Annotated in this window: 15 protein-coding genes and 1 pseudogene; 8 read left to right on the forward strand and 8 right to left on the reverse strand. The window is 62.4% G+C overall.

Annotated elements, in window-relative coordinates; translation table 11 throughout:
* Positions 1 to 107: 107 nt before the first annotated feature.
* A complete protein-coding gene (gene dinG, locus ACX1DW_RS09150) occupies positions 108 to 2,252 on the reverse strand; it encodes an ATP-dependent DNA helicase DinG (protein WP_133455915.1) in 2,145 nt (714 codons plus the stop codon).
* Positions 2,253 to 2,338: 86 nt separating this feature from the next.
* On the opposite strand from dinG, the gene ACX1DW_RS09155 reads away from it, so the two are divergent.
* The gene (locus ACX1DW_RS09155; protein WP_133455916.1) at positions 2,339 to 2,803 is read left to right on the forward strand and encodes a CopD family protein; all 465 of its coding nucleotides are present in this window, start codon (positions 2,339 to 2,341) and stop codon (positions 2,801 to 2,803) included.
* Between the two features lie 57 nt (positions 2,804 to 2,860).
* On the opposite strand, the gene ACX1DW_RS09160 is transcribed toward ACX1DW_RS09155, so the two are convergent.
* Positions 2,861 to 3,463 (reverse strand): OmpA family protein, encoded by a 603-nt coding sequence (locus ACX1DW_RS09160; protein WP_063543743.1) that lies wholly within the window; start codon positions 3,461 to 3,463, stop codon positions 2,861 to 2,863.
* Between the two features lie 168 nt (positions 3,464 to 3,631).
* Between ACX1DW_RS09160 and ACX1DW_RS09165 the strand changes: the two genes are divergently transcribed.
* Together ACX1DW_RS09165 and ACX1DW_RS09170 are read left to right on the forward strand one after the other, a co-directional pair.
* Positions 3,632 to 4,132: a DUF6231 family protein gene (locus tag ACX1DW_RS09165; protein WP_458993267.1), complete on the forward strand. Its 501-nt coding sequence runs from the start codon at positions 3,632 to 3,634 to the stop codon at positions 4,130 to 4,132.
* Position 4,133: 1 nt separating this feature from the next.
* On the forward strand, positions 4,134 to 4,619 hold the full coding sequence (locus ACX1DW_RS09170) for a YchJ family protein (RefSeq protein ID WP_063543741.1): 486 nt from the start codon (positions 4,134 to 4,136) through the stop codon (positions 4,617 to 4,619).
* A gap of 59 nt (positions 4,620 to 4,678) precedes the next feature.
* Here the strand turns inward: ACX1DW_RS09170 and fpr are convergent, their stop codons facing one another.
* Positions 4,679 to 5,455 (reverse strand): ferredoxin-NADP reductase, encoded by a 777-nt coding sequence (gene fpr / locus ACX1DW_RS09175; protein WP_019407133.1) that lies wholly within the window; start codon positions 5,453 to 5,455, stop codon positions 4,679 to 4,681.
* A 113-nt stretch (positions 5,456 to 5,568) separates the two neighbouring features.
* Here fpr and ACX1DW_RS09180 point away from each other — a divergent pair, with 113 nt between their 5' ends.
* Positions 5,569 to 6,495, forward strand: a complete 927-nt coding sequence (locus tag ACX1DW_RS09180) for a LysR family transcriptional regulator (RefSeq protein ID WP_063543739.1) — start codon at positions 5,569 to 5,571, stop codon at positions 6,493 to 6,495.
* 21 nt (positions 6,496 to 6,516) lie between these two features.
* Here the strand turns inward: ACX1DW_RS09180 and erdR are convergent, their stop codons facing one another.
* Entirely contained in the window at positions 6,517 to 7,167 is a 651-nt protein-coding gene (gene erdR, locus ACX1DW_RS09185; protein WP_063543737.1) for a response regulator transcription factor ErdR, read from the reverse strand.
* A 247-nt stretch (positions 7,168 to 7,414) separates the two neighbouring features.
* Between erdR and ACX1DW_RS09190 the strand changes: the two genes are divergently transcribed.
* Positions 7,415 to 8,314 carry a DMT family transporter gene (locus ACX1DW_RS09190; protein WP_458993268.1) on the forward strand — a complete coding sequence of 300 codons (900 nt, stop codon included), beginning with the start codon at positions 7,415 to 7,417 and terminating at the stop codon, positions 8,312 to 8,314.
* Here the strand turns inward: ACX1DW_RS09190 and ACX1DW_RS09195 are convergent.
* On the reverse strand, positions 8,309 to 9,019 hold the full coding sequence (locus ACX1DW_RS09195; protein ID WP_458993269.1) for a tRNA-uridine aminocarboxypropyltransferase: 711 nt from the start codon (positions 9,017 to 9,019) through the stop codon (positions 8,309 to 8,311). The two genes, ACX1DW_RS09190 and ACX1DW_RS09195, sit on opposite strands and share 6 nt — an antisense overlap.
* Before the next feature lie 124 nt (positions 9,020 to 9,143).
* Between ACX1DW_RS09195 and ACX1DW_RS09200 the strand changes: the two genes are divergently transcribed.
* Entirely contained in the window at positions 9,144 to 9,542 is a 399-nt protein-coding gene (locus ACX1DW_RS09200) for a PA3611 family quorum-sensing-regulated virulence factor (RefSeq protein WP_102840831.1), read from the forward strand.
* A gap of 24 nt (positions 9,543 to 9,566) precedes the next feature.
* Here ACX1DW_RS09200 and ACX1DW_RS09205 read toward each other — a convergent pair whose 3' ends face one another.
* Entirely contained in the window at positions 9,567 to 11,975 is a 2,409-nt protein-coding gene (locus tag ACX1DW_RS09205) for a phosphoketolase family protein (protein ID WP_458993270.1), read from the reverse strand.
* Between the two features lie 132 nt (positions 11,976 to 12,107).
* Between ACX1DW_RS09205 and ACX1DW_RS09210 the strand changes: the two genes are divergently transcribed.
* Both ACX1DW_RS09210 and ACX1DW_RS09215 read left to right on the forward strand, forming a co-directional pair.
* Positions 12,108 to 13,517, forward strand: a complete 1,410-nt coding sequence (locus ACX1DW_RS09210) for an MBL fold metallo-hydrolase RNA specificity domain-containing protein (protein WP_102840829.1) — start codon at positions 12,108 to 12,110, stop codon at positions 13,515 to 13,517.
* 106 nt (positions 13,518 to 13,623) lie between these two features.
* A complete protein-coding gene (locus tag ACX1DW_RS09215) occupies positions 13,624 to 14,715 on the forward strand; it encodes an LOG family protein (RefSeq protein WP_152481057.1) in 1,092 nt (363 codons plus the stop codon).
* A 71-nt stretch (positions 14,716 to 14,786) separates the two neighbouring features.
* Here the strand turns inward: ACX1DW_RS09215 and recX are convergent, their stop codons facing one another.
* Both recX and ACX1DW_RS09225 read right to left on the reverse strand, forming a co-directional pair.
* Positions 14,787 to 15,257, reverse strand: coding sequence for a recombination regulator RecX (gene recX / locus ACX1DW_RS09220; protein ID WP_208217868.1), 471 nt, complete (start codon positions 15,255 to 15,257; stop codon positions 14,787 to 14,789).
* A 5-nt stretch (positions 15,258 to 15,262) separates the two neighbouring features.
* Positions 15,263 to 15,814: pseudogene (locus ACX1DW_RS09225) on the reverse strand (recombinase RecA family protein); the annotation flags it as partial.
* Positions 15,815 to 15,845: the final 31 nt, after the last annotated feature.

Here is a 15,845-nt window from a genome sequence, read left to right on the forward strand (position 1 = left end):
CTCTCGAATCCGAAGTCCGCCATTCTGGCAACCGCATCGGGCCAGGAAAACCTCACGACGCCACGCTGATGCCTGCTCATCGCAGCCGCTTATCCCGCGCCGGCTGGCTAGTCGATCTCGCGCCGAAACGGCGGCAGCGCATTGAGAATCGCTTTGCCGTAGCGCTGGGTCACCACCCGCCTGTCCAACAGGGTGATAGCACCGCGATCCGCCTCGGTGCGCAGCAGCCGACCACACGCTTGCACCAGCCGCAGCGAGGCATCCGGCACTGCAATCTCCATGAAAGGGTTACCGCCACGCGCTTCGATCCATTCGGCCAGTGCAGCCTCGACCGGATCGTCCGGCACGGCGAACGGGATCTTGGCGATCACCACGTGCTCGCAATAGGCACCGGGCAGATCGACCCCCTCGGCAAAGCTGGCCAACCCGAAGAGGACGCTCGACTCCCCATCGTCCACCCGCGCCTTGTGCTTGTTCAGCGTCTCTTGTTTCGACAGGTTTCCTTGAATGAGCACCCGGCGGCGCCAGTCACGCTCCAGGCCATCGAACACGTCCTGCATTTGCCGGCGTGAGGAGAACAGCACCAGCGTGCCGCGCGATCCCTCGACCAGCTGCGGCAACTCGCGGACGATGGCCGCAGTATGCGCGGCGGCATCACGTGGGTCGGCGTTGAGATCAGGGACGCGGAGCACTCCGGCGTCCGCGTGATGGAACGGGCTCGGAACCACCGCAGTTACCGCAGCCTTGGGCAGGCCGGCGCGCATCCGATACCGGTCGAAGCTGTTCAACGCCGTCAACGTCGCGGAAGTCACCAGAGCACCGAAGGCGACATTCCAGAGGTTGCGGCGCAGCGTTTCGGCCGCCAGGATCGGGCTGGCGTTGACCTCGATATCGAACAGCGCGCCGCCTTCGGCCAACGTCAGCCAGCGCGCCATCGGCGGGCTGTCTTCCGGATCCTCGACGGTAAAGGCCGTCCACAGGTCCCAGTTGCCCTGCGAGCGCGTCAGCAGGCTGCCGAACAGCGGGTACCACTCCTCGGCCTGGTGGCTGGCGATGCCGCTGCCGGTCTCACCATCCATCGCTTCCTTGAGCAGTTCGGCGATGCGAGTGAAGAGATCGGTCAGCTTGGCGAATCCTTTCTTCAATTCGGTGCCAAGTTCGACCAGGTGCTCCGGCACCACGCCACCGACGAAACGGTGTCGCGGCCGCTCGCGTCCCTCCATGTCCTCCCCGGCCTTGAAGTCGGCCACCTGCTCGCAGGCGCTGAACATGAACTGCTGCTGGGTACGCAACTCCCGGGCGATCTCTGGAATGCCTTCGACCAAGCGCCCCAGCTCGCCCGGTAGCGGATGCTGGGCGAGCAGCTTGGTCAGGTTCTTTTCCACCTGTCCCAGCCAGTCGGCCGTCGAGCGCAGCCGGGTGAAATGCGCGAAGTGGCCGATGGCCTTGTCAGGCAGGTGATGGCCTTCATCGAACACGTAAATGGTGTCGCGAGGGTCGGGCAGCACGGCTCCGCCGCCGAGCGCGAGGTCGGCCAGTACCATGTCGTGGTTGGTGACGATGACATCCACCTTGGTCATGCCCTCGCGCGCCTTGTAGAAGGCACACTGCTGGAAGTTGGGGCAATGTCGCCCGGTGCACTGGCTGTGATCAGTGGTCAGTTGTGACCAGTCCGCATCGCCCAGCTCTTCCGGCCAGCTGTCCCGATCGCCATCCCAGCGATTGCCGGCCAGCTTTTCGATCATGCTGGTGAATAACTTCTGGCTGCGCTCGTCGACCTCGATGCGAAAGCCTTCCTCTTCGAACAGCTGCGCGGTGGCGCTCTGCGCCTGGCCTTCCTGCAGCAGCATGTCCAGCTTGGACAGGCACAGATAGCGCCCCCGCCCCTTGGCCAGAGCGAAGCTGAAATTGAGTCCGCTGTTGCGCATCAGATCAGGCAGGTCCTTGTGCACGATCTGCTCCTGCAGCGCGACAGTCGCGGTGGCAATCACCAGCCGCTTGCCGGCAGCCTTGGCCGTCGGAATCGCGGCCAGGCTGTAGGCGACGGTCTTGCCGGTGCCGGTACCCGCCTCGACGGCAACGACCGCCGGCTCGCTGCTGCGCCGACCTTCATCGTCGACCTTGACGGTGCCCAGCACCTTGGCCACTTCGGCGATCATCAGGCGCTGGCCATAACGGGCCTTGAGCCCCTTGGCTTCGAGGAAACGGGTATAGGCGCCCTGGATCTGGGACTTGAGTTCGGTGCTGAGCATGGGCGCGGAGCTGTATATATTTTCAGTACTTCGATCGGGCGGCTATGATAGCGCGCGTTCGCTCAACCGCCACCGGAGATTTGCCCATGACGCCTTTCGCCATGCTCTACGCACTGCACGTACTCGCCGCGACAATGTGGGTCGGCGGCATGTTCTTCGCCTGGATGGTGCTGCGACCAGCGGCCGTGGCGGTGCTGCAGGCACCGGAGCGGCTGCGGCTGTGGACCGATGTATTCCGCCGCTTCTTCGTCTGGGTATGGGTCGCGGTGCTGGTGCTGCCGATCAGCGGCATCGGCATGTGGCACATGCGATTCGGCCCGCTGGAGAACGCGCCGCGCTATGTGCACATCATGACGGGGCTGTATCTGGTGATGCTGGCGCTGTTCCTGCGCATCCAGCTGCTGCAGCTACCCTCGCTCAAAAGGGCCATCGAAGGCGAGCAATGGCCAGCGGGTGGCGCTGCGCTGGGAAAGATTCGCCGACTGGTGGGCGTCAACCTGATCCTGGGCCTGTTGGTGATTGCCCTGGCCAGCGCGCGTCCGCTCTTCTGACTGCACAAAAAAACAGCCGGGCGCGGAGCCCGGCTGGATCATTGCTCACCCGACCAATCAGGGACGCGCTTCGACCTCGGCTTCCACGCGACGGTTGATCGCACGGCCTTCCTCGGTGGAGTTGTCGGCGACCGGGCGAGACTCGCCATAACCGACTGCATTTACGCGATTGCCCTCGACACCGAGCTCATCCACCAGCACGTTGCGCACGGCGTTGGCACGACGCTCGGAAAGACGCTGATTGTAAGCGTCGGTGCCGACCGAGTCGGTATGGCCTTCCAGTACAGTAGTGGTCTGGCCATACTCCTTCATGAAATCGGCCAGGTTCTGTATGTCGCTGTAGCTGTCCGGCTTGACCACAGCGCGGTCGAAGTCGAACTTGACGTCCAGCTCGACGCGCACCGGCGCAGCAGCGGGCTCCGGTTCAGGCTGGGTCTGCGGCATCGGCTCGACCGTTTCAACGACCGCAACGGTTTCCTCTTCCATGCCGTTGGCCCAACAATAGGCCGCTGCGACGCCACCACCGATCAGCGCACCCCAACCGGCGTAGCTGCTGCTTTCGATGGCCCCCAGCGCGGCACCGGTCACGCCACCTACGGCTGCACAGGTCGGCCAGTCCTGCTTCTGCACGCCTGCACAACCTGCCAGGAACGTGGTCATGACAATAACGGGTACTGCTGTCCGTAATGTACTCATCGATCAAAACCTCCAGTATGAACATTCAGCCAGAATCGCCACGCATGGGAATCCAGGCGGCTCCGGTTACTTTCAGACTAGGCCGACAAACGGCACCGCGCTAGTCTTCACCTTTGAAACGAGGATTCTCTGTTGAGCGAAAACCCTGTACCGCTGCACACACCACAGCAAGCGCTTGCGGCAATGCTCGACCACTACGCTCCAACGCGCGTGTTGCTCGTGGGGCGCAGCGATCAACCTGCTCTGACTGCCTACACCGAATGCCATCCGGAGTGCCAGCTTGATCGCGCCGATCCCGCACCGCTGCCTGAAGATCTGGCCAGCCAGCGCTACGACCTGGCTATGTTCGTCGACTGCCTCGAACACCTCTCCAAGCGTAACGGCCTGGAGCTGCTCGGCAGCATCCGCAATCTGAATACCAGCCGGATGGCGGTACTCGTCGATCTCGACGCATGCGAATGGCTGACTACGGACTTCTATGCACTGGCACTGCAGGTCAGTGAACGCTTCCAGCGCGACGAACAGACCTTGACGCTATTCACATACGACCTACTGCAATACAAGCAGGTTCCGGACTGGCTCAATGCCAGGTTCTGGGCCAATCCGGAAATGTTCGGCAAGTACTGGTGGTGACATGAGCGAACCGCGTCCAACCGACCTTAACTGCCCTTGCGGCAGCGGTGATGCCCTCGCCGAATGCTGCGGGCGCTATCACGCCGGCGTGGCTGCGCCGAGCGCCGAGCTACTGATGCGCTCGCGCTACAGTGCTTATGTATTGGGGCTGGTGGACTATCTACAGGCCACTACGCTCCCTGCACAGCAGGCTGCGCTGGATGTGGAAGGGATGCGTCGCTGGAGCCTGGAGAGCACCTGGCTGGGGCTGGAGGTGAACGAGAGCAGCGTACTGGGCGGCAAGCCCGAGCACGCCCTGGTGACCTTCACCGCGCGCTGGCACGACCAGAGCGGAGAACATGCCCACCAGGAGCGCTCGGCTTTCGTCCAGCGCGACGGGCGCTGGTACTTCATCGACCCGACGGTACCGCTCAAGGAAGGTCGCAACGATCCCTGCCCCTGCGGCAGCGGTCTGAAATTCAAGAAATGTTGTGCGGCTTATCTCTAGACCGCGTCTAACCCTTCCCTGGCGCCGCTGAGCAATTGCAGCGGCACCGGTTTCGATGGTTATTTCTCGACGAAGGCTCGCTCGATCAGGTAGTGCCCCGGATCGCCCATGCGCGGCGAGACCTTCAGGCCGAAGCTGTCCAGCACCTGGCTGGTTTCGTCCAACATGCTCGGACTGCCGCAGATCATGGCGCGATCGTCCTCGGGATTGATTGGCGGCAGGCCGATGTCGCTGAACAGCTTGCCGCTGCGCATCAGATCAGTCAGGCGGCCCTGGTTCTCGAACGGCTCACGGGTCACGGTCGGGTAGTAGATCAGCTTGTCCTTCACCGCTTCGCCGAAGAACTCGTTTTGCGGCAGGTGTTCGGTGATGAACTCGCGGTAGGCGACTTCATTGACGTAGCGAACGCCGTGCACCAATACGACCTTCTCGAACCGCTCGTAGGTCTCCGGATCCTGGATCACGCTCATGAACGGCGCCAGGCCGGTGCCCGTGCTAAGCAGATAGAGGTGCTTGCCGGGCAACAGGTCGTCCAGGACCAGCGTGCCGGTCGGCTTGCGGCTGATCATGATCGAATCGCCTTCCTGCAGATGCTGCAGCCGGGAGGTCAACGGGCCGTCCTGCACCTTGATGCTGAAGAACTCCAGGTATTCTTCGTAGTTCGGGCTGGCAATGCTGTAGGCCCGCATCAGCGGGCGGCCCTCGACCTCCAGGCCGATCATGACGAACTGACCGTTCTCGAAGCGCAGGCCTGCGTTGCGCGTGGTCTTGAAGCTGAACAGCGTGTCGTTCCAATGATGCACACTGAGAACGCGCTCTACGTTCAGATTGCTCATGCTACGGCTTCCTCATTGTGTCGCGACGGACATCGTTACGTGGCGCCAGTGTAACGACGCCTGTTATATTCGTTAAACAGATAATAAAGATATATGTTATCGGTTATATAGATATGCATTTTACGCTCCGCCAAATCGAAGTGTTCGCCGCTATCGCACGCCAGGAAAGCGTGTCGCGGGCTGCCGAAAGCCTGTCATTGTCACAGTCGGCCACCAGCACCTCGCTGGCGGAGTTCGAACGCCAATCGGGCTGCCAACTCTTCGACCGCGCCGGTAAACGCCTGTGTCTCAATGCACTTGGCCAGCAACTCCTGCCACAGGCTGTCGCCCTGCTCGACCAGGCACGTGCCATTGAGGACCTGCTAAACGGCAAGAGCGGGTTCGGCTCGCTGGCGGTCGGAGCAACACTGACCATCGGCAACTATCTCGCCACGCTGCTGATCGGCAACTTCATGCAGCGCCACCCGGAATGCCGGGTCAAATTGCACGTCCATAACACCGCGCATATCGTGCATCAGATCGCGCAACACGAACTTGATCTTGGTCTGATCGAGGGTGACTGCCAGCATCCCGAGCTGGAAGTCCAGCCCTGGATCGAGGACGAACTGGTGGTGTTCTGCGCGCCGCAGCACCCGCTGGCGAAGCGCGAGGTGGTGGACCTCGACGAGCTATCCAGGGAAGCGTGGATTCTTCGAGAGCAAGGGTCGGGAACGCGCATGACGTTCGAGCAGGCGGTGCGCCACCGGCCTGGGAAGCTGAATGTGCGACTCGAACTGGAACATACCGAGGCAATCAAGCGCGCCGTGGAGTCGGGCCTCGGCATCGGTTGTATCTCGCGGCTGGCGTTACGCGATGCCTTTCGCCGCGGCAGCCTGGTTCCGATCGTCACGCCGGCGCTGGATCTGCGACGCCAGTTTTATTTCATCTGGCACTCGCACAAATACCAGACAGCCGCGATGCTCGAGTTCGTCGAGCAATGTCGGGCGCTGACTTCCGGTATTCGCCGCAGCGACCAGATACAGCTGCCGCCGATCGCCTGAAGCGCCGGCGGTGCAGCTGGTTCAGCTGGTGGGGATGGACCCCATCTGCTGCAGCAGCAACGCTGCCTGGGTCCGGGTGCGCACGCCGAGCTTACGGAAGATCGCGGTGACATGGGCCTTGATGGTCGCCTCGGACACGTTCAGCTCATAGGCGATCTGCTTGTTCAGCAAACCATCGCAAACCATGGTCAACACGCGGAACTGCTGCGGCGTCAGGCTGGCCAAGCCGGCGCTGGCGGCTTTGGCTTCGTCACTGACATTGGCTACGTCCTGAATATTGCTCGGCCACCACACGTCGCCATCGAGAACGGCCCGCACCGCCTCCTGGATGGTTTCAAGCGAACTGGACTTTGGAATGAAACCGCTGGCGCCGAACTCGCGCGAGCGCGCAACGACCGCTGCATCTTCCTGCGCTGAGATCATGACGACCGGAAGGTGCGGATACTGCCCCCTCAGCAGCACCAAGCCGGAGAATCCGTATGCTCCCGGCATGTTCAGATCCAGCAGCACCAGATCCCAGTCGGCGCTCTGGGTCAGAAAACCTTCCAGCTCGGCGATGCTGGCCGCCTCTACCAGATGGACATTCTCACCCAACCCCATGGTCAGGGCTTGCTGGAGGGCACTACGAAACAACGGGTGATCATCGGCGATGATTATTTGGTAAGCAGCCATTGGCAGACCTGTAATTTTTATTGGCGCTTTTTCATCGGCTTGAGCAGCCGATGCCGACAAGATGACGGCAAAGACCCGAGAAGTCGCCCCGGGGACGGTCCGATGTGAATATTCTGGACGGATTGGCGAAAAATATCGGCCGCCCGTCGCGACAAATCAAGCGGCGCAAGCATGCCCACCCAGGAATAAGTGGTCAAGCGCAACGCTTTGTAGCAAAGTCTGCGGCTTTCTCCGAACGAGCCGAAACATGCGTAGCCAAGCCCTCCGTGCCGATTTCCTGATGTTGATCACCGCGATGATCTGGGGCACCGCCTTCGTTGCGCAGCGCGTCGGCATGGACAATATAGGCCCGTTCCTTTTTACCGGGCTACGCTTCGCCCTCGGCGCCCTCGCACTGCTCCCGCTGGTGATCCACCAGGGACGGACGGCGGCCCGGCATGAGCCTTTTCTGCAGCGCGGCCTGTTGCTGGGCGGCATGAGCATGGGCTTGGCGCTGACGGTGGGGATCAATCTGCAGCAGGTTGGGCTGTTGTTCACCAGTGTGACCAACTCGGGATTCATCACCGGGCTCTACGTCATCGTCGTGCCGCTGCTGGGCCTGGCCATTGGCCACAAGACCGGCCTCGGAACCTGGCTCGGTGCCTTCCTGGCGGTCGCCGGCATGGCCTTGCTTAGCATAGGTGAAGACTTCACTGTAGCCTCCGGCGACTGGATCCAGCTCGCTGGCGCCTTCGTCTGGGGCGTGCACGTACTGCTGGTCAGCTTCTTCGTCAGCCGTCACGACGCCATCCGCCTCGCATTCCTGCAGTTCGCGACCTGCGCGCTGGTCAGCCTCCTGCTGGCGCTGGTGTTCGAAGAGATCGATCCCGCGAACATCTGGCTCGCCGGCCCTGCCCTTCTTTATGGCGGGCTCTTCGCAGTGGCGGTCGGCTACACGCTGCAGGTGGTCGCCCAGAAACATGCAATCGCCAGTCACGCGGCGATCATTCTTTCGCTCGAAGCGGTGTTCGCGGCCATCGCAGGGGCGCTGTTCCTCGATGAAAGCCTGACATTGCGCGGCTATCTCGGCTGCGTATTGATGTTCATCGGCATGCTGGCAGCCCAGCTATGGCCGCGCAGGCCCGAGCCGGCCGGCCAGACCTCATGACCGTTGCGTCAGTACCTGATGTGCGGCGTTCTGCAGATCCGGCGCGCGATGGTACTTGGCCCCAAGGTAATGCTCGGTGAATACATCGAGCCAGGCATCCAGCGTGGTCGCCGCCCCTGCATCGCCTGCCAGCTCCAGACAGAGTGCGGCGACCTCGGCGGTGCACAGGTGATCGCCGCGCTTCGAACGTCGCAGTCGGTACCGTGACAACGCCTCGGGCTGCAGGCTCAACACCGGCAGCCCGTCGAGATAAGGACTCTTGCGGAACATCTTGCGGGCCTCGGTCCAGGTCGCATCGAGCAGAATGAACAGGGGACTCTTGCCTGGCAGCCGCTCGACCTGCTCGACCACCCTGTCCGAAGTCGCATACTCGCCCGGAAAGACCACCACGGGCTGCCAACTAGGATCGGCGAGCAGCGCCATTAGCCGCGGGTCCGCCCCTGTGCGTTGCCAGGTGAATGCGAAGGTGTCGGCCACCACATCGGCGATCAGCCAGCCTGTATTGCTTGGCTTCAGCGGCTCGATGTCGTGCATCAGCAGACAGACACCGCATTGGCTGGCGGCCCGCGGCAGCCAAGCACACAGACAGTGACTATGCGGTACGCGGCAGCGCGTGCAGCGCGGTGCGCGCGAACCACGTGCAACGAACGGCTTGAGGCTTCTCGCCAGGCGCTCCTCGCGCAGGCGGGCTACGGCATGGGGCATCGATCGACTCGGGCAGATAAGTAAGCGTGCCAGTCTACCAGCCTGCGCCGCAAAGGCCGCAGGACCGGGAATGAACCGTGCACCGGCCTACCGGTCGAAATAGCGCAGCCAAAAGGAGACCGCCATGTACCGCCTGACCGCCCTGCTCGCTCTGAGCATCGCATTTCCCGTTGCTCACGCCGCTTCGCTGCAGGAGCAGCAGCTCAGTCAATTGCTCGATCAGGTTGCCCGCCAGAGCAGCGTAGGCACGCCTCGCGCGATCAACGAGGACATCCTCGACCAGGGCTATACCGTGGAAAACAATGTCCTGGTCAACCATCTCAGCGTCCAGCCACGACACGCCGCGCAGATGCGCGACAACCCCGCCGACGTACGTAGCCAACTGGCCGCCAGCGTCTGCGGGAATGAAGGGTTGCGCAAGTTGATGAGCCAAGGTGCCGAGCTGCGTTACGACTTCAGCGAATACCAGAGCAACAAGCCCATCACCAGCGAGCGCTACACGGCCGCAGACTGCGGCCTGTAGTCGCTGGCGGGGCCTTGGGTGAACTTATCCGCGCAGTATCTGCGGATCACCCTTGCCAGCCACCGCCGCAGCCTCCTCTCGGGTCAGCAGGGCTGTGCGCGGCACGTTGCGCAGGCGCGCGCAAGCAGCGAGCACGTTGGCCCAGCTGGCGCGGTTGGCGAATTGCATGCCGAACTCATCCAGCGTGCCGCCACGATTGCGATAACCGAGCGCCGAGCATTTGCGCGCATCAGGCAGGATGGGCCATAGGTGTCCACGTGCCACTTCTGGCCGCATGTGAGTCAGCAGCACGCGCATTTCCATCGAATCGGGGAACAGCTGCGCCACCACACCATCGCTGGCGCGCGCCTCGACCTCCCAATGATCGCGCGGCCCGCGGAAGCAACCCGGCTCCTGCAGGTATACCAATCGATAGGCACAGTCGGCTTCCTTGAGCCGCTGGGCAGCGCGGAGCATTTCGCCCAGTTGGTAGCTGCCATTGGCGATCAGCAGCAGCGGTTCGTTACCCGCCACTTCCTCCACCACGATGGCACCGTCGCGCGCCAGCTGCTCGGCCTGGGCACGATCGAAGTAGCACGGTCTGTCACGCTTGGGCATGACCAGACAGGCCAGCTCGCCACGCGCCTGGTAGATCGACGGGAGCAACGCCAGGGCGCTGTTGTGATCGGCCGGAAACAGCACGCGGACCATGTCGCTCATCTCACCGAGCAGGGCCTCGCAGAAGGTCGTGTCCTGGTGTGATTGCTGGTTCTTGCCGTTCTCCCAGGTGTGCGAAGTAGCAATCAGGGGCCAGCCGAGCCAGCCAGCCGGCCGGCCTATCTCCTTCTGTTGGCGCGAGAAGATGATGCTCTGGCGCACCACGCCAAGCATCTTCACGCAAAAGGCTTCGTAGCTGGCAACCAGATTCAGCCCGCCCTGATTGGCAAGGCACGCTGACACCACGGCTTCTTCGTTAAGTGCGGTAATGATGGCGCCATCGATTGCTTCCAGCTCGCTTTCCGGTTCGATCACGCGGTGCTTGAGCGCCTTGAGCACGCCCCCGAGGCGATTGCTCGCCAGCTCATCCGGGTTGCCGACCCGAGGCCGCAATGCCGGGTTGGCCTCGGTAAGTTCGACGAAGAAGCGATCTACCGCAGCCATCGGCGAGCAGGCATCGTCTCGGTAGCTGAGTTTAGGAATGACCGGTGCTGGCGGCCGGCGCGCCGCCAGTGGATTGTCCCGCTCGAGCACCCGGCCCTGGCGGCTGCGAACGAACAACTCCAGAGCGTCATCGAGATCCTGCTGCGCAACGAAGAGGCGCGCCGCATGTTCGTTGAACAGTTCGCGCGAAGTTTCGTCCAGGCGTGGATTATCCGGCAGCGGCAGGTTATGAGCGGCATTGCTCCCTGCACCGTAAAAGCCAAAGCCTTTAACCGTCTCGGCGATACCGTATGGCATCGGCAGCGGATAGTTGAGGATACCCCGCTCCTTCTCCTCCACACGGCGCTGCAGGCGCAACTCCATTTCCCAGAGGGTCGCGACGAAGGCGGCCGGATCGCGACCGTCGAACGGCATCGGATCGAAGCCACACTGACTCAGATGCTGGCGGAAATCCTCAAGGCCCTGCTCCGTCCCCAGCGCCGTACGCTGTTCGATGCGCCTGCCATTGGCGATCATCACCGGCAGTGCTACGCCACAGTCCTCGGCTCGCCACCAGCGTGGTATCCAGTCGCTTCCGCGTTGCTCCTCGGCCGCACCATCGGAAAGAAACGCCACCAGCGTCTCACCCGGCAGCGGCATATGCGCATATTGCAGTTCGGCGAAGCCCAGGTAGCCCCCTTCGGCAATGCCACCCGCGGTGTGCGGATTGACATGGCTGCCCAGCGGCGCGAGCGGGCTGCCATCGGCCGCCTGACGATAGCCGTAGAAATCCTGCAGCAGACGATTGATGCGCTTTTCGCCGTCGCCGTAGGCCTGCGTCTGCTCGGGGTGCAAGTTGCCTGTCAACAAATTGAGCGCGTCGACAGCCGCCACGCAATGGCCCTGCCCCATCAGCCAGGCACGCGTGCGGCCGGTCAGGGCATTGAGCGCCAGGTAACCGGCGTATGCCGGCACCATGTTCAACGCCCCGCCGGTATGGCCTTCGGGGTTTCGCTTGAAGTCGTCGGCAGCTAATGGCGTGCCATCCAGATTCGCCTTCTGCGCATAGGTCATGTGGACTACCAGCCAGAGCCCGGCGCTGGCGACTCGATCGACGGCCTGCAGCAACCGGTACACGCTGGCCAGATCCGGCTGGTGCCCAGCCTGTACCAGCTGGTGGGCCAGACGGAACACCGCCGCCTGGGTCTGCGCGGCATGCTCGAACGGACCGAAGCCACCACGCCAGGTGGCGAACTCCGGTTCGGCTTGCGCGTGTTGATCCAGCTCGACGAGGCTGGGCAGTAGCTGACTCATGGGTTCACTCCGTTGGTAAGCGGGATGTGCTGTAGTCTAGGCAGGGCTCGTTTCGCTATCTCTGATATGTATCAAGTGGTCACGGCAGCCGAGCGAGCACAGTGGACATCATCGTATAGACAGGAAGGCAGTATGGCTTTGCTCAGTTTTCTCGGTGCCATTCAACAGGTGACCGGCTCTTGCTACCTCATTGAGACCCACGACGGCGTAAGGGTTCTGCTCGAATGCGGCATGCACCAGGGCCGTCGCGAGGAGGAAAGCGATAATCGCGGGCCGTTCGCTTTCGACCCCAAGAGCTTGCATGCCGTCGTGCTTTCGCATGCGCATATCGACCACAGCGGCCTGCTGCCCCGACTCGTGGCGCAGGGCTACCGAGGCCCTGTGCATTGCACCGACGCCACGGCCGAGCTGGTCGAGCTCATGCTGCTGGACTCTGCTCAGATCCAGGAAAAGGACACCGAGTGGGAAAACAAGTGGCGGGCACGCATCGGCAAACCGATGATCCAGCCGCTGTACACCCGTGAAGACGCCGAACGGATGCTCGCCCAGCGCAACCCCCATGCCTATGGCGAGACGTTCGAAGCCGCCCCTGGCGTCGCGGTGACCTTCCACGACGCCGGGCATATTCTCGGATCAGCCATCGTGCAGATGGATGTGCGCGATCACGGCAGAACCCGTCGCCTGGTGTTCTCGGGTGACCTCGGGAACACCTGCTCGCCGTTGATGCACGCGCCTGCCGTGCTCAAGGAAGCCGACGTCGTGCTCATGGAGTCGACGTACGGCGACCGTGACCATCGCAGTCACGAAGCGACCATCGAAGAGTTGGCCGCTATCCTGCAAGAAGCGCATCGCGATGGTGGCAACGTACTGATGCCCTCGTTCGCAGTCGGCCGCACCCAGGACCTGATCTACTACCTGGGCCGCTTTTACCGCGAAGGACGGTTGCCCCAGCAGGCGGTATTTCTGGACAGCCCAATGGCGATCAGGGCCAACGCCATTTACGCGCACTACAAGGATCAGCTGGATCTCAACGGCCTCGATTCGTCCATGAGCGGTGTCAGTGGCAAGCTCTACGCCGAACGCTGGTTGCCGATTTTGAAATCGACTCCGACCCCTGAGGAATCCATGGCGATCAACCGCTTCAAGAGCGGCGTGATCATCATTGCCGGCAGTGGCATGTGCACCGGCGGGCGCATCCTGCATCATTTCAAGCACAACCTATGGCGCGGCGAGTGCCACCTGGTGATTCCAGGGTTCCAGGCGCGCGGCACACTTGGCCGCGTGATCGTCGACGGCGCCAAGAGCGTCAAGCTGCTTCATCAGCGCATCGCGGTGAATGCCAAAGTGCATACCCTCGGCGGATTTTCCGCCCACGCCGGACAATCCGAATTGATCGACTGGGTGAGCAACTTTGAAAATCGCCCGGAACTCTACCTGGTTCACGGCGAGCTGGAGAAGATGCTGATCCTGCAACGGACCATCCGCGACCGCCTCGGCTGGGAGGCACGGATACCGGAACCCGGTGACCGCATCGCACTCTGAAACGCAGCAGGTCGGGCCGCCGGCGGCCCGGCCTGCCAGCAATCGGCTTGAGCCTGCCGAGTGCACCCTATAGCCTGAACGCGACGCTCATACATGGAGATGTTGTATGTCCTTTGAACCGGATGACTACCTGTCGCGACACTTCCAGACCAGCGGCGCCGACCTGGAAAGCAAGCTCGACGAGCTGGCCGGAATGGTGGTCCCCGCCAACAGCCCAAACCTACCGCTGTACCGAGAAATGCTGGTGACCGTCGTTCGCATGGCGCAGGCCGACCGCAGCCGTTGGGATGCCAAGATCCTGCTGCAGACCATGCGCGAGATGGAGCATGCCTTCGGTCGCCTCGACCAGTTCAAGCGTCGCCGCAAGGTCACGGTATTCGGCTCAGCGCGCACACCGGTCGAACATCCGCTCTACGCTCTGGCACGTCAGCTGGGCGCGACGCTCGCTCACTTCAACTTCATGGTCATAACTGGCGCCGGTGGCGGCATCATGGCGGCTGCCCATGAAGGCGCCGGGCGCGACAACAGCCTGGGCCTGAACATCACACTGCCCTTCGAACAGCATCCGAACGCAGTGGTTGGCGGCACCGAGAATCTGCTGTCGTTCCATTTCTTCTTCGTCCGCAAGCTGTTCTTCATCAAGGAGGCCGATGCCCTGGTGCTCTGCCCGGGGGGGTTCGGCACGCTGGACGAGGCACTTGAAGTGCTCACTCTGATTCAGACTGGCAAGAGTCCACTGGTGCCGATCGTACTGCTCGACGAACCGGGCGGCACTTACTGGAAGGATGCGTTGCGGTTCATGCGCAGCCAGCTGGAGGAGAATCGCTACATCCTTCCCAGCGACATGCGGCTGATGCGGCTGGTGGAAAACGCCGACGAGGCGGCGAAGGAGATCGCCAATTTCTACCGCAACTTCCACTCCAGTCGCTGGCTGAAAGAGCACTTCGTGTTGCGAATGAACCATCCGCTCAATCAACAGGCGATGGAATACCTGAACGAGGAGTTCGCCGACCTGTGCGTGAATGGAGGCTTCGAACAGCAGAACTGCTGCGAGCTGGAACTGGACGAACCGGAACTGCAGCGCCTGCCGCGTCTGAGCTTCGCCTTCAACGGGCGCAACCACGGTCGACTGCGGGAGCTCACCGACTATATCAACGAGCCCGGCAACTGGGCGCGTCCGCTGGCCAGCGAGGATTGAGGGACAACGGTGCAACCGAAACGCCGCAAGGCAAGCGCTGAAGCGCAACGACGTGACGTTTGCCGAGCGCGTTAGCAGTCAGCCGAGCTGCCACCTCGCAACAATCGGCTGATCAGCTCCAGGGGATAGCCACGATAACTGAGAAAACGACCCTGCTTGGCGCGCTCTCGCGCATCGGCAGGCAGGCGGCCGGCGAATTTTCGCTGCCATAGCTCACGCAACTGTGCATTCCAGTCGAACCCACTGTCACGCAGCGCCTGCTCGATATCCGCTCTAGACAGCCCGCGCTGAGCGAGCTCTTCGCGGATGCGCAACGGCCCGTAGCCGGCATTGGCCCGGCTTCTGACAAAGCTTTCGAGATAACGGGACTCGGACAGCAGGCCCTGTTCGCAGAGACGATCCAGAGCCTGCTCAATCAGATCAGGCGGGGCGCCACGCTGGCGCAACTTGCGGGCCAGCTCGACACGACCGTGTTCGCGGCGAGCCAGCAGGTCCATCGCAGCCCGCCGCACCGCGACGGGATTATCGAGCACGGCGGCCATGCGGATCAGAGGTCGGCGTCAACCAGGTCTTCGCTGACCGCGTTCGCCTTGCTGCCACCGGAAACCACGAGCAGCTTGTCGCGGATCTGCTGCTCGATCTCGCGGCCGATCTCCGGATTGTCTTCCAGGAACTTGGCGGCGTTGGCCTTGCCCTGGCCGATCTTGTTGCCCTTGTAGGCGTACCAGGCACCGGACTTCTCCACCAGCCCCTGCTGCACGCCGAGGTCGATGATCTCGCCGTTGCGGTAGATACCCTTGCCATAGAGAATCTGGAACTCGGCCTGGCGGAACGGCGGGGCCACCTTGTTCTTCACCACCTTGACGCGGGTTTCGCTGCCGACCACCTCGTCGCCTTCCTTCACCGCGCCGGTACGGCGGATATCCAGACGAACCGAGGCGTAGAACTTCAGCGCGTTACCGCCGGTGGTGGTTTCCGGGCTGCCGAACATCACGCCGATCTTCATGCGGATCTGGTTGATGAAGATGACCAGGCAATTGGCGTTCTTGATGTTACCGGTGATCTTGCGCAGCGCCTGGGACATCAGGCGGGCCTGCAAAGGAAGCAGTATTTGGAGGGGTTCAGGTAGG

Source organism: Stutzerimonas sp. KH-1, assembly GCF_054483855.1.